The organism is Henriciella marina, assembly GCF_027213945.1.
Classification (GTDB): Bacteria; Pseudomonadota; Alphaproteobacteria; order Caulobacterales; family Hyphomonadaceae; genus Henriciella; species Henriciella marina_A.
Genome location: NZ_JAPWGW010000001.1, coordinates 1 through 13,211, shown reverse-complemented (window position 1 = coordinate 13,211; position 13,211 = coordinate 1). Strand labels below are relative to the sequence as shown.

General features: G+C 57.3%; 12 protein-coding genes. 6 read left to right on the top strand and 6 right to left on the bottom strand.

Annotated features, from left to right (window positions below; genetic code table 11):
• Positions 1 to 5 precede the first annotated feature (5 nt).
• From O4G74_RS00060 to O4G74_RS00050, 3 genes are all read left to right on the top strand, one after another.
• Entirely contained in the window at positions 6 to 743 is a 738-nt protein-coding gene (locus tag O4G74_RS00060) for an SDR family oxidoreductase (protein WP_269400632.1), read from the top strand.
• Between the two features lie 5 nt (positions 744 to 748).
• Positions 749 to 1,804, top strand: a complete 1,056-nt coding sequence (locus O4G74_RS00055) for a phosphotransferase family protein (protein ID WP_269400631.1) — start codon at positions 749 to 751, stop codon at positions 1,802 to 1,804.
• 146 nt (positions 1,805 to 1,950) lie between these two features.
• Positions 1,951 to 2,952, top strand: a complete 1,002-nt coding sequence (locus tag O4G74_RS00050) for an NADP-dependent oxidoreductase (protein WP_269400630.1) — start codon at positions 1,951 to 1,953, stop codon at positions 2,950 to 2,952.
• 281 nt (positions 2,953 to 3,233) lie between these two features.
• Here O4G74_RS00050 and O4G74_RS00045 read toward each other — a convergent pair whose 3' ends face one another.
• On the bottom strand, positions 3,234 to 4,532 hold the full coding sequence (locus O4G74_RS00045; protein ID WP_269400629.1) for a serine hydrolase domain-containing protein: 1,299 nt from the start codon (positions 4,530 to 4,532) through the stop codon (positions 3,234 to 3,236).
• 78 nt (positions 4,533 to 4,610) lie between these two features.
• Positions 4,611 to 7,001, bottom strand: coding sequence for a TonB-dependent receptor (locus O4G74_RS00040; protein ID WP_269400628.1), 2,391 nt, complete (start codon positions 6,999 to 7,001; stop codon positions 4,611 to 4,613).
• Positions 7,002 to 7,323: 322 nt separating this feature from the next.
• Between O4G74_RS00040 and O4G74_RS00035 the strand changes: the two genes are divergently transcribed.
• Both O4G74_RS00035 and O4G74_RS00030 read left to right on the top strand, forming a co-directional pair.
• Positions 7,324 to 8,538 carry a TetR/AcrR family transcriptional regulator gene (locus O4G74_RS00035; protein ID WP_269400627.1) on the top strand — a complete coding sequence of 405 codons (1,215 nt, stop codon included), beginning with the start codon at positions 7,324 to 7,326 and terminating at the stop codon, positions 8,536 to 8,538.
• 462 nt (positions 8,539 to 9,000) lie between these two features.
• Positions 9,001 to 9,480, top strand: coding sequence for a ParB/Srx family N-terminal domain-containing protein (locus tag O4G74_RS00030; protein ID WP_269400626.1), 480 nt, complete (start codon positions 9,001 to 9,003; stop codon positions 9,478 to 9,480).
• Here O4G74_RS00030 and O4G74_RS00025 read toward each other — a convergent pair.
• Positions 9,412 to 10,116 (bottom strand): IS6 family transposase, encoded by a 705-nt coding sequence (locus tag O4G74_RS00025; protein ID WP_269400625.1) that lies wholly within the window; start codon positions 10,114 to 10,116, stop codon positions 9,412 to 9,414. The two genes, O4G74_RS00030 and O4G74_RS00025, sit on opposite strands and share 69 nt — an antisense overlap.
• 155 nt (positions 10,117 to 10,271) lie before the next feature.
• On the opposite strand from O4G74_RS00025, the gene O4G74_RS00020 reads away from it, so the two are divergent.
• Complete coding sequence (locus O4G74_RS00020) at positions 10,272 to 11,402, top strand: acyltransferase family protein (protein ID WP_169332281.1); 1,131 nt, start codon at positions 10,272 to 10,274, stop codon at positions 11,400 to 11,402.
• A 224-nt stretch (positions 11,403 to 11,626) separates the two neighbouring features.
• Here O4G74_RS00020 and O4G74_RS00015 read toward each other — a convergent pair whose 3' ends face one another.
• The 3 genes from O4G74_RS00015 to O4G74_RS00005 form a co-directional block, all read right to left on the bottom strand.
• Positions 11,627 to 12,088: a copper-binding protein gene (locus tag O4G74_RS00015; RefSeq protein WP_269400624.1), complete on the bottom strand. Its 462-nt coding sequence runs from the start codon at positions 12,086 to 12,088 to the stop codon at positions 11,627 to 11,629.
• 215 nt (positions 12,089 to 12,303) lie between these two features.
• Positions 12,304 to 12,789 (bottom strand): copper-binding protein, encoded by a 486-nt coding sequence (locus O4G74_RS00010; RefSeq protein ID WP_269400623.1) that lies wholly within the window; start codon positions 12,787 to 12,789, stop codon positions 12,304 to 12,306.
• 97 nt (positions 12,790 to 12,886) lie between these two features.
• Complete coding sequence (locus tag O4G74_RS00005; RefSeq protein WP_119379866.1) at positions 12,887 to 13,102, bottom strand: hypothetical protein; 216 nt, start codon at positions 13,100 to 13,102, stop codon at positions 12,887 to 12,889.
• Positions 13,103 to 13,211 lie beyond the last annotated feature (109 nt).

Here is a 13,211-nt window from a genome sequence, read left to right as displayed (position 1 = left end):
ATTGATTGGCCTACATCCTTGATCTTTCCGGGCGTACCGCGCTTGTCGCCGGTGGTTCTAGCGGTATCGGACTCGGTATTGCACGAGCTCTGAAGTCGGCGGGGGCCGATGTCCATATTACCGGAACCAGGCAGAGCCTGTCTGACTATGGGGAAGGGGAGATCCGCGCCGGTCTTACCTATCACAGCCTCGATGTGACGCACGACGCGGCCGTGAGTGCGCTTGCCGACAAGTTTGAGGTGCTGGACATTCTCGTCTCGAGCGTCGGCTCTGTCGCCTACTCGAAAGCCGAATACGAGATCGACATTTTCCGAGACATCATGAACGTCAATCTGAATGGCGTAATGCACCTCTGTACATGTTTTAAGGATACTTTAGCGCGCGCAGAGGACGGCAGCGTGCTTCTGCTCGGCTCAACATCCAGCTTTGTAGCGACCCCCGGCCAGCCGGCCTATTCTGCGAGTAAGGGCGCTCTGCGAACGCTCACAAAGTCGCTCGCGCATGCTTGGGCGCGCAATGGCATCCGTGTGAACGGCTTGGCACCGGGATTCGTTGAGACCAAATTGACGAAACGAAGCCGTGACAATGACGATGTCTACCAGCAATCGCTGAAACGCATCCCGTTGCGCCGGTGGGGCGTTCCGGAAGAAATGGGGCAGGTCGCGCTTTTCCTTGTGTCGCCGATGTCATCCTACGTCACTGGCCAGATGCTGCTGGCCGATGGCGGCATTACCTTGATGTGAGACCAATGGACAATTTGCTCTCACCCGATGTTGCGCCGGTTCGTGCCGATGAGTCGATGGACTGGCCAGCGCTCGAGAGCTGGCTGAAATCCAACGTGCCGGGCCTGCAGGGGGATATGGTGGTCGCGCAGTTTCATGGTGGGCATGCCAATCTGACTTACTGTGTCAGGTTCGGGCCGCGGGAACTGGTCGTGCGCCGGCCACCGCTTGGAAAGATTGCCCCCGGCGCACACGATATGGCTCGCGAGTACCGTGTGTTGAGCGGTCTTGCTCCGTATTTTGATCAGGCGCCGAAAGCCTACGCTTACTGTGAAGACGCGACTGTCATCGGCGCGCCGTTCATCGTTATGGAGCGCTGCACTGGCGTCATCATTCGACACAGCCTGCCGCCAGAATTTGAACTGTCGCCTTCGCTTCCCCGTGATGTCAGTTTCGCGCTCGTCGATGCACTGGTCGCGCTGCAATCTGTTGATGTGGACCTGGTCGGCTTCGGGAACCGCAAACGCGCAGCATCCTTTGTTGAGAGGCAGCTGGAAGGCTGGAATGAGCGCTGGAGGCTTGCCTCTGGCGATGTGCCCGACCCGGCATTTGACAGTGTCTACAAACAACTTGCCGACTCCCGGCCGGAAACGGCCCGCATCTGCGTTGTTCATAATGACCTGAAACTCGACAATTGCCTGTTTGACCCGAACGAGCCGGGACGGGTGAAGGTCATGCTCGATTGGGACATGACGACGATCGGCGACCCGCTGATCGAATTCGGCACGCTTCTCGGTTACTGGAAGGAAGCAGGCGACAGTTTCGACCGGGCGCCGACGATTGGTCTCGACATGGCGGCCTTCCCCACGCGCCAGGAAATGGTCGAACGCTATCGGGCCAAGGGCGGACGTACCGCAAACCTGTCCTGGTACGAAGCTTTTGCGCTCTGGAAACACGCGGTTGTCCTGAAGCAGCTTCACCAGAGATTTGCGCGAGGCGAAAGCCAGGACGCGCGCTACGCGGCTTTTCCCGAGTACATCCCGAGCCTGATCGAAGGGGCGCGCGATCTCCTTCAGGGTTGAAACCTCTCTGGCGAGATCTCGGCAATGATGAACAGGCCGTCCGCCATCGTTCGAGGAAGGCCCTTTTTGAGGATGAGTGACGAGCCGCTCGCAAGAGCGTCAGGCCTGGATTGAAGTGAAGTGGATTGGAGATGGACATGACGGACATGCAGAACAGACAGATCGTATTAGAAAGCCTGCCAGAGGGAACGCTGGAGCTATCCCACTTCGCCGTGCGCAAGGCCCCTATGCCTGAGCCGGGCGAAGGGGAGCTGCTGGTGAAGACACTGTACATGTCGCTCGATGCCGCGAACCGCGCATGGATGCAGGGCGCGACCTATCGCGATGCGGTAGAAGGCGGCGATGTGATGCCAACCTATATGATCGGGCGGGTCGTCACCTCGCGCGACCCTGCTGTGGCCGAAAACAGCCTCGTCGAGGTCGAGGGCGGATGGGCAGACTACGTAGTGGCGAAAGCTGATCAAGCTAAGATGATACCGGAAACCAGTCCGCTCAGTCATAGACTGTCGGTCTTGGGTATCGCCGGAAAGACGGCATATTTTGGACTGCTGCATGTCGGCCAGCCAAAAGCGGGAGAGACAATCGTTGTGTCCGCAGCCGCCGGCTCTGTCGGCACGCTGGTCGGCCAGATTGGCAAGATCATGGGATGCCGGGTAGTCGGGATCGCCGGCGGGGCAGAGAAATGCGCCTGGCTTGTCGAGGAACTCGGTTTCGATGCGGCGGTCGATTACAAGGCGGGCAACCTGTTCAAGGACCTCAAGGCAAACTGCCCCGATGGGATCGACGTCTATTTTGATAATGTCGGCGGGTCCATCCTCGAAACAGTCCTGTTCCAGATGAACCTGAAAGGGCGTGTAGTCTGCTGCGGCGCGGTTTCACAGTACGATAAGGCCAAACCCTCAGGCCCCCGTAACGTGCCGGGTCTTCTCGTCGTCAAACGGCTGAGAATGGAAGGCTTCATTGCAATGGACTTTCCTGAGCACGAAGCTCAGGCCGACACGGATCTTTCAGAATGGGCATCAAGCGGCCAGCTTACTGTGATCGAAGATATCATCGAGGGGCTGGAGAATGCTCCTTCGGCGCTGATTGGCCTGCTGAACGGCGAGAACCGCGGAAAGCGCATGGTTAGGGTGGCGCCTGATCGATAGGATCGGGTTGGGCTTACAAATTTAATCAACTTGCCAATTCCCCAAATGCGAACAGCCCGGAAGGTGAGAGGCAGATATAAAGCTGTTGATCCGTTTCCCGGAAACCCCATTCTGCAATCGCGCGCGTTCGGAGACCTCTCGAAAAGCCGATAACCGGTCGCCTATTCCAAGTGCTAGCCGATCATCCGAGCTTCATTCCGTCGAACTTCATGTCAAACTGGCGCTTATCAAGAACAAGCGGGCTCACCGAGGCCACAAAAGCCTATTCACTAAGGTCGGCCCTATGGGTCACCGTATATTGCTTCGCGAACACTGGCAGTAAGCTCAACCGAGCCGATGTCGTCGGGGATCACCTGCGTAAAGATGAGGCCTGCAATATCATTGCGCGGATCGATCCAGAAATTGGTGCTGGCCCAGCCGCTCCAGCCATATTCGCCGACGGCGCCGGCAGGCGGCTGCGTTGGCGGCGCAACCGTTACGAGGCCGCAGAAGCCGAACCCGATTCCCGAGCCGCGCCCTGAGGAGGCGAGCGGGGTGTCGCCGAAGCTCTCATCGAGCTGGTTCGACGTCATCAATTCTACGGCCTCGGCGCTCAGCACGCGCTGGCCGCCAGCCTCACCCTGATTAAGCAGCATCTGCGCGAAACTCATATAATTGCCTGCTGTGCCGAGCAGCCCTGCGCCTCCATATTCGAGCAGCGGCTTTTCCAGATAGTCGCCGCCATATTGCGGATTGTTCTCGGCATTGCTGAGCGTGCGGGCCGTGTCGAGGTGGTAGAGTTCGGCAAGCCGATCGGCCTTCTCCGGCGGCACATAGAAGCCTGTGTCGTCCATGCCGAGCGGGCTGAAGATACGCTGGTCAAGATATGTGCCGAAGGACTTGCCCGAGACGACTTCGACCAGCCGGCCCAGGACACCCATCGATTCCCCGTAATTCCACTCTGTCCCCGGCTGGGCGAGCAGCGGCATCTCGGCAAGGCGTTTCACATGCGCTTCAAGCGTTTCCGCAGTCCGGTTTCGGATCGCAAAGACATTTGCCGCCTCATAATCCTCGCTCACAATCGTCGGCAGCACCGGGTAGCTCAGCCCCGATGTGTGGGTCATCAGGTGGCGGATCGTGATGTCGCGCTCGGCCGGCACAAGGCCGTCGGGCGTGCGCACCTGCATGTCCGCAAATTCCGGAATGTATGTGGTGATCGGCTCGTCGAGATTGATCAGCCCGTCATCCCAGAGCGTCATCACAGCCGCGCAGGTGATCGGCTTGGTCATCGAATAGAAGCGGAAGATCGTGTCTTCGGCGATCGGCGTTTGCGTCTCGAGATTGGCGTAGCCCGCCGACGAGAAATAGGCGACCTCGCCATTCTGGGCGAGCATGACAGAGGCGCCGGGTATCTCGCCGCTGGCGATCTCAGCGCGCATGGCTTCATCGACCCTCTCGAACCTGTTTTCCGTCAGTTTCAGCGTGTCTGGCGAGGAGGACTGGGCCGGAGGTGCCTCGACGGCGGCGCAGGATGACAGGAGAAGCGTGCCGGCCGCGGTGGCGGCGCGGCGGACATAGTGGACGAGGGAAGGAGAAGCCATCACAGGTGCCTTTCTTGGAAGAAAAAGACGCCGGCGCACTCTGGAAGGAAAGTATACGCGCCGGCGCTGGAGTTGAGCCTAGAGGCCGTTGACGGGCCGGTAGGTGAGCTTGAGGAACACTTCGCGGCCACGTGAGACAACGGCGCTGCGATCCCCCTCGACGGCGGTCGCAATCCCGCTGCCGCCCCCGGTCAGCGTGATCGGGGCAGACGCATTGAAAGTGTATTCGTCGGTCAGGTTGCGGCCGACCAGCGAAAGCGCCCATTTCTCGTCGGCCTCATAGAGCCGCAGCGACGCGTTGATCTTCGTATAGGCGTCCTGCAGGTCCAGCGGGGATTGGCGAAGGTTCGCGTAATACTCGCTCGAATAGGTCGCATCGAAGGTGAGATCGAGACCCATGCCGTTATCGAAGCTGTGCTCGTACAGCATGCCCGCCGTCGCGGCGACTTCCGGGGCATTGTTCATCTGCTTGCCGGACATGTCCTGCAGAAGGTAGGCACCGGTCACGGGGTTGAGGTTCGTGTCACAGCCCAGTTCGACCGTCTGGCCGAGATAGCAGGCTGAGAAGAACTCCTCGAACTTGGCATCGTTGAGCGCCAGCGAGCCGCGTAGCCACAGCCCCTCTGCCGGCGTGCGCCAGTTGAAGTCCGCCTCCACGCCGCGCACTTTCGCGGCGGCGGCATTCAGCACCTTGAAGGAGATCGAGTCCGGGTCGAAGGCACCGACCTGGAGGTCTTCATAATCATAGTCATAGACAGTGAGATTGAAGACGAGCTGGTCGAACAGGGTCGATTTCAGGCCCGCTTCGAAGCCGGTCACGGTTTCTTCGTCAAACGTGTTGGCGAAGTTGCCGGCCGCGATCGCCCCATTGGTGAAGCCGCCATCGAAGCCGCCGGACTTGAAGCCTTCCTTGTAGGAGGCAAAGACCATCAAATCGTCGGTCGCGTCATAGGACACCGTCACTTCCGGCGAGACATTGTCGAAGGACAGGGAGTCCGTGACGAGGTTGGAGGTAACATCCACACCCCGGTGGAAGAAGCGAAGGGATTTTTCCTCTTCGGAATAGCGAAGCCCGCCAGACACTTCGAGCCGGTCGGTGACATCCCAGAGAAGCTGGCCGAAAGCGGAGAAGGCTTCCTGATCCTGGAAGGTCTCCTCTTGGCCGATCGCGAAAGGCGCGGGCGGGAAGGCAGTAATGACCGCGTCCTGAGAGCCATAGGTATCGCGCGCTTCGTAAAACACGCCGGCGGTGAAGTTCACCGGGGTCGCCCAGTCAGACGCCAGCCGGAATTCCTGTGTGACCTGTTCCATCTGGAAGGGCAGGTAAGGCACGAGGAGCACGGCGCGAGGCCCGATGGAGGCGTCGTGTGCGTTCACCTCGTCGAAGGAATAATAGCCCGTGACGGAGGTCGCTGTCAGGTCGGGCGTCAGCTTGTAATCGGCCTGGAATGTGCCGAGCACCTGCTCATTGTTACGGAATCCGATGCCGTTTGTGCCCGGGGCGCCGTTGGCGAGTGCGACATCCTGCGGGCGGCCATTGCCGGCATAGATGTCCTGGTCGGCCTCGCAGGGAAAGTCCGGCTGAAGCTGCGGCGCCCCGAGTGGGCATGCAATGCGCTGCTGGGCAAGGATCGAGCCGCCTTCAATCTGCGATTCATTATAGGTCAGCTTGCCCTTGAGGCGCAGCCGGTCCGTCGGCTCGGCAACGAGCGTGCCGCGGATGAAGAACTCCTCGCCTGCAGGCCAGCGATCGATATGGGCCTTCGTCACCAGCGGGTCGCCATTGGCTGGCACCGTGCGGACATTGAAATAGCCGTTCAGGTCGGAATAGCGCGCAACGACGCGCAGGCCGACATTCTCCGCGATCGGTCCGGAGAACAGCGCCTGATAGTAGGTGTCCTGCGACTCCGCCTCATAGCTCGCTTCAAGCTCGACCAGATGCTCGTCGGTCGGGTCGGCGGTCTTCAGCGAGATCACGCCGCCGGGGCTATTCTTGCCGAAGAAGAGCGCTTGTGGGCCTCTCAGGATCTCGATCTGCCCGAGGTCGATCTGTGCTGACTTGCGGATGTTGAGCGTGCCGATCTGCATGCCGTCGACATTGATCGAGACGGCCTGGTCGCCGAGATAGTTGGACGAGCCCGAACCGACGCCGCGCAGCGCGATCGATCCGCCAGAAGAGACAGAGCTCTCGGCCGTCTGAAGTCCGGGTGTGAAGCTCGATATGTCGTCGATGCTGTTGATGTTGAGCCGCTCGATATCCTCTGTCCCGAAGGCGGAGATTGCGGTCGGGACATCCTCGAGAAGTTCGTCACGCTTTCGCGCAGTCACGACGACCTTGCCGAGCGTGGCGACTTCATCTTCCTGCGCATCCTGCTGGACCGGCGCGGCATCTTCCTGAGCCCAGCCGAATGGCGCCGCAAGCGCGGCGATGGCAACGCCGGACAGAATCCGGTTGGTGATTGCTGACATGTTTTCCTCCCCAAATTCCCGCGCCACTTAGGCTTGGGTGGTCGTTTTCGACACTTGTGTATGTAACGGTATGAATATGTCGGAGTGGGTTTGTCAACATTTTCGACACCACTGTATGGAAAAATATGATATTGACTGATCGTCGCGTCGTGCCTGGCGGGTTGCCGAGCCACAAAAGGGATGCGATTCATCCTCGCCCTGAGGCCGTTGTAGGCGTGGACTTGAAACAGGCAGGGCTGAAGGAAGGCAGGCGATGGGCGAGAAGATGAGACTCAGTATCGTAAAGCCTGAAACAGGCGCCTCATCGCCCGGCAAGCCATCTATGAGCCGGAAGAAGACCTCCAAGCAGGAGGCGATCCTCCGCGAGGCGGCGGCCATGTTCAATGAATTGGGTGTAGGCTCTGTCGGCTTCGCCGATCTCGCCAAGCGGATGGGCGTCGGCCGCGCAACCTTCTATCACTATGTCGCCGACCGCGAGGACCTGATCTTCCGCTGCTACCAGAAGAGCTGCGAAGCCGACACAGAGCATCTCGACCAGGCCAGCGAGTCACCGGCCGGGCTAGAACAAGTGCTAGAATATCTTCGGCTCAGCCTGTCGCCCGAAGCGGACCAGACGGCTCTCATCACTGATACCGGCGTGCTGTCTGAAGGCCCGCGCGCGATCATCAACAAGGCGCGCTACCGGAATTATGAGAGACTTGCGGCGATGATCGGCGAAGGCATCGACCAAGCGAATATCAGGCCCTGCGATGAGCGGGTCATCGCGCGCATCTTGCCTTCAATAGTGGCGTTCGCACGTATGTCGCACCGCTGGGCGCCGCGCAATCGCCGGGCCCGCGATGTCGACGCGCTAGTCGACTTTATCAAATTCGGATCGGCCGCCCGCCGCGGCAACGACTTCCGCTTCTACAAGAATGCCGACGAGTTTTCCCGTATCAGCGTGTCTGGATTCGGGGATCAGTCGACGGCCGATCTGCGCATCGAACAGATTCTCATGAAGGGCTCGCAGCTCATTAACCTGCACGGCGTCGAAAATATTTCCCTCGACGATGTCGCCCATGCGCTCAGCGCCACACGCGGGACGGTCTACCACTATTTCCGGGACCGCGAGGATCTCGTACAGCGCTGTCTCGAGCGCAGCTACAGTCTCTATAGCGCCTTTATCGACTACGCGGTCGAGCATGGCCACAACGGCTTGGAGAAGGCCGCCATCGTCTCCCACCTCAATACGCAGGCCATGGTCGGGCCCTTGCAACCGGTCGCAGGCTGGATGGGTCTGGACGTGCTTTCGCCGGCCGTACAGAGAAAGGTCAGGAAACAGCTGCGCGAACTGCTGGGCCGGACTTATGAGTTCGCCACCGAAGGGATGAAGGATGGCAGCCGAAGGGATCATGACTTCGAAGCGGTCACCCTCGCGCGCGCCGGCGCTTATCTGTGGATTCCCAAATGGATCAGCGACCTCGACGATCCCTCGCCCTACCGGATCGCTGATGAAGTCGTCGCGTTGTTTAACGATGGTCTTTCGCCGTTTCAATGAATGTAGATATGGAGCTCTCTACTTCATCGTCTGGAGTGCGCGGTTCACGCGACCAGATTCTCATATTCCGCATTATGTGATCCAGGCCGCCTGCGATCGCTTTCAATAAGAAACTAATCAGACGGTTTTTTCCCTCATTCAAAGCCGACCGGGGCACAGATGCTCAATGGAGCGAGAGAAGACGGCTGCCGGCTTGCGGAGAAAAAAGTCAGACAAACTCGTTTTATTGCAGAAATTTAATGACAAATTGCTCCTTTCGCCAGCAGTGGTGAGAACAGGAGCGGCGCATAAAGCGATCATACGAAGAACAGATTGTGTTGACTCTTCAAGCGCTTATGCAGTTGGCAATCGCGAAATTATACGAAATCGCAGAATTATACGATTTCTTTCAAAGGCTTGACAGAATTCACCATCTTCGCAGACACGAGATAGTCATGAGAATTCAGGAAAAGGAGAAATCTCATGACAGAACGCCATATCGAATATCTCGATCCGCGAAGTCTCACGCCCTGGAAAAACAATGCCAGGACGCATTCTCGCAAACAGCTCGGACAGCTTGAGGCGAGCATCCTGCGTTTCGGATTTACCAATCCGGTCCTTGTCGACAATAACAATCGGATCCTTGCTGGGCACGGCCGTGTTGAGGCTGCCAAGTCTATCGGCATGGACACTGTACCGTGTATTTGCATCGAGCATCTGAGCGAGGCTGAAAAGCGCGCTTATGTCCTTGCTGACAATAAGCTCGCACAGAACGCCGGCTGGGATGAAGACCTTCTCCGTCTCGAGCTTGGCGCCCTGAGCGAGCTAGACCTAGATTTCGGGTGTTGTCAGACTAAGGCAAAGTGGTCTCTGTTTTTCAATGAATACAACGGCTTAGACGGCCAGAAGCTGGCGCCATTCGAGGAGGGCGGCGTCTCGGTTCAGCTTGAAGCGACTTCTTGAATTAAGGTGACGTTCCAGGTTGAAGTGGTTGTGAAACGAAGCGTGTGTCGACGCGAACTTCTGCAGGTTCGACATGTGCCTGAACCTCGACATCGCTCGCTCTCGTCGTCGGAACGGCAAATGTGAATTTTCAGCTCGATTGTTGAGATGGCGACCGACCTCCTGCCGATCGATATTCCCTATCTCCTTCATCGCTGCGCCGTACGATCTTAGCCGATCGGTGACGACTGTCCGCGGTGCGCCGTAGCGCTTCATCGCTTTCTTCAGGAATCGCAAAGCCGCTGATTTGTCTCTAGTTTTCGTCACATAGCTCTCGAGAATTTCGCCTTCATGGTCGACAGCTCGCCAGAGATAATGCGTCTTTCCGTTGATCTTCACGAAGACCTCATCCAGATGCCATCGCCATTGCGTGATCTGACGAAGCTGCTGTGAACGGCGCTGCCTGATCTCGCTGGCAAACATGGGGCCAAAGCGGTTCCACCAGTACCGGACCGTTTCATGGCTGACTTCGATCCCCCGCTCGTGGAGAAGATCTTCGACGTTCCGAAGAGATAGTGGGAACCGTACATACATCATGACGGCAAGGCGGATGATTTCAGGCGACGTTTTGAAGTAGCGGAATGGAGATTTTGTCATGCCGGAGAGAGTAGGGCGGTCGGGATGGCCGACTCAAGCGAAGTTCTTCTGACAATACCCTTTTGAGCATGGACTGAACTTATCCAGATCCACCTAGGCGCTCAATGCTGGTTTGGTCTGACAGTGCCCCAGTTGGCCCAATCCTTGCGTTGCCCTTGATCAGTGAAGCGAAAGAAGTGTCGATGACAACAACTGCGTTAGGCCATGGCCGTCTTGAAGATCGGCTGAACAATTTCACAGCGCTACGGATCGGATTTGCATTCCTTATCCTATATGGACATTCGCTCATGATACCCCAAGGCCTACCGATGGAAGGGACATGGGCAAGCGTAATCGACACCATTGTACAATACGCGCTCGATGGCTTCTTTATCTTGTCAGGCTATATGCTTGCCGCGTCGCTAGCCAAATCGCAGGATATGACAAGTTATTGGCTAGCGCGGAGCCTCCGCATTTTTCCTGGCTTGGTCATTGTTGTTTTCGCCTGTTGGCTATTACTCGGGCCGATAATGACAAACCTTTCAATAAGCGCGTATTTCGCTTCTTCACAAAGCTGGGCTTATCCATTTTTGACACTGTCACAGCTCAACCCGCAAGGCGAACTTCAAGGCGTATTCGAGCACAATGCAATAAATGAAATTAACCGGCCTCTGTGGACTATTCGCTACGAGTTGGTTTGCTATGTGCTAGCAGGTGTCGCAGCTGGCCTAGGCGTGTGGCGTCAGTCTTGGGGCATACCAGCGATTTTCGCTGCGTCCTTGATAGCATCATTCAGCATTCAAGTGTTTACCTATACCGGTCCACTAGATGAAACTGCTGGAGCTATGGCTCGCTTCGGACCAGCATTTATGACAGGGGCGCTTTTCTACCGCCTCAAACATTTAATCGCCCTTACTGCCTTTGGTTCGGTCCTGGTCCTGTTGTTGGCCTATGCCTCTTTCGGAACTCCTGCTGGCATAGTCGTCGGCCAACTCGCCAATGCGTACGTCTTACTATGGTTGGGGTTTAAGAAGATCCCTGGCTCGATGGGGCGGCAAGTTCGAGACGTTAAAGATATATCCTACGGCGTCTACATCCTGCATTGGCCAATTGGACAGATGGCTGTGGCGCTGAATCCTGGTATTGGGATAGGCACCTTGTTCGCTGTCATGGCCTCTAGTACGCTCATAATGGCTATAGCGCTTCGTCATTTTGTCGAAGAGCCGGCTCTGCGGGCAAAGCCAGCCCTACGCGTTAGTTTGAACAGCGCAATCAATCGAAGCGCCAGCCGCGTTGTTTACAATTGAAAGGCTCAGCGAACGCCCGAAGATCCCGCTTGATCGCGATCGGCGAGTTTTTGCGACATCCAGAAAAAAACTAGCTCGCTTTGGCACCTTCAGTTGAACTTTGCTTGAGCCGGACATCCCGATTGCCTTAATCTCCGCCACACGATCACATCATCCAGAGCAGTATCTGGATGCCGAAGATCACAACGACCCATCTATATAGCCGGCGCTCCATCGGAGAGCGCTTATTCTGCAACCTTCCCGTTTGATTCCTGGTGGTCCATCACGCCGTCAAGGCAATTTGCACCGTCGGTATTTTTCTTGCAGATCGCCATGATCCTGTAGGAGGCGTCGCGGCCTTGTTTGACCATGAATTCAACCTCGTCGCCTTCGGAAAAACGAGAGAGATCAACTCCGCCCATAATACCGAACCCCATGGTCATGGCGCCCATGGCAATGCCCTCGAAGGGGCCGTGCTCGATCGTCAGAAAGTCCTGTTCGTCATCGACCGATCGGATTGTGCCGAAGGCGTGACCGATGCCACCATTGCCGGCCTTATGACCTGCGTGATGCATAGCGTTGTCTTCGGCTATATCCATGGGCGTTGCTGCTGTGTCCCCCGAGGCGGGTAGTGTGTCGCGGGCATTGTCGCAGGCTACGAGGCCAAACGCGAATAGGCTAACTGCGATCAGGTTCAATGGTGTCATAGCGGGTCCTTTTGGAGGCTGAGTTTAAATGGATTTGTGTCTTCTTCGATTGGTTCGGCGCTAGCGAAAAGCTTTGACCCCAGAGGCAATAAAGCGAGTGGCCGGGTGGCGATCCGAGTCGGAAAGCGCGCAGGCCGCGCATTCCAAGGCAAATGGTTGCCGAGCGTCTGAGACCCGGCTTGCGGGAAAGCCGGGCCGAAATGCTAAAAAAACGGTTAGTGATGCCCGCTGACGTGCTCATCAGGCGTCATACCAGACATGGATCCGTGTCCGCCCATGTTGCAGTCCATCATGCCACCGCCTTTCATAATCGACATCATGGATTGCTTGAAAGCATGCGGATCCCCGCCGATCGGCATCATCATGGCGATATCATAATTGTCGCTGGCGTCCTTCTTGAGCACGAAATGGACGTTGTCACCATTCTCGAATTTGTCGAGCGCAACCATTCCGCCGACCTTGAAGTCCATTGTCATTTCTTCCCAGCCGATCTTCTTGATCGGGTCGTGTGAAATATTGACGGTTCGGGCATCCAGATCGACGCTGTTAATGACACCAAAGCCGGGCGCCATGTCGCCGCAGCAGCTCATGCCGGACATGTCCATGTCTTTCATGCCGGCCTCCTGGGCGAGCGCCGGACCGATCAGGGCCAGTCCGAGGATTGCGCCTGTGACGCTGGTCTTTCTGACGAGGGTTTTCATCATTTTCTTCCTTTGTGGGTTGTCTGGCGCGGCTTTCAACAGAGGCCCCCGATGCGCGTCCGGGACGGGGGGGATAAGGTGGATGAATACGGGACTGTTATTTCGACCTCAGATATTTGATGAGGGCAGCGATACCGAGGACGAGCAGGAGCAAAACAAGCAGCATGAAAATCATGCCGAACAGGCCACCACCAATCATGCCGCCGTCCATCATCATTCTGTCTGGTGAGCGATCCTGTGCGGCCGCTGGCAGCATGGCGCCACTGACTAGCATTGGAATCAAAAGCGGTAGTTTCAACAGTTGTCTGGTCATAATTTTTCTCCTTCGGGGGTTAATGAGCCGGTCCGGTTATCCGGTTCGGCCCGGGGTAAATCTGATGGAATCTGCAGCCCGACCCGGATGTAGTAGATGGCCGGGATCA

Coding starts and splice junctions, on each gene's coding strand:
- O4G74_RS00055 (WP_269400631.1), top strand. CDS start 749: ATGGACAATTTGCTCTCACCCGATGTTGCGCCGGTTCGTGCCGATGAG.
- O4G74_RS00030 (WP_269400626.1), top strand. CDS start 9,001: ATGACAGAACGCCATATCGAATATCTCGATCCGCGAAGTCTCACGCCC.
- O4G74_RS00045 (WP_269400629.1), bottom strand. CDS start 4,532: ATGGCTTCTCCTTCCCTCGTCCACTATGTCCGCCGCGCCGCCACCGCG.
- O4G74_RS00005 (WP_119379866.1), bottom strand. CDS start 13,102: ATGACCAGACAACTGTTGAAACTACCGCTTTTGATTCCAATGCTAGTC.
- O4G74_RS00040 (WP_269400628.1), bottom strand. CDS start 7,001: ATGTCAGCAATCACCAACCGGATTCTGTCCGGCGTTGCCATCGCCGCG.
- O4G74_RS00015 (WP_269400624.1), bottom strand. CDS start 12,088: ATGACACCATTGAACCTGATCGCAGTTAGCCTATTCGCGTTTGGCCTC.
- O4G74_RS00025 (WP_269400625.1), bottom strand. CDS start 10,116: ATGACAAAATCTCCATTCCGCTACTTCAAAACGTCGCCTGAAATCATC.
- O4G74_RS00010 (WP_269400623.1), bottom strand. CDS start 12,789: ATGAAAACCCTCGTCAGAAAGACCAGCGTCACAGGCGCAATCCTCGGA.
- O4G74_RS00050 (WP_269400630.1), top strand. CDS start 1,951: ATGCAGAACAGACAGATCGTATTAGAAAGCCTGCCAGAGGGAACGCTG.
- O4G74_RS00035 (WP_269400627.1), top strand. CDS start 7,324: ATGAGCCGGAAGAAGACCTCCAAGCAGGAGGCGATCCTCCGCGAGGCG.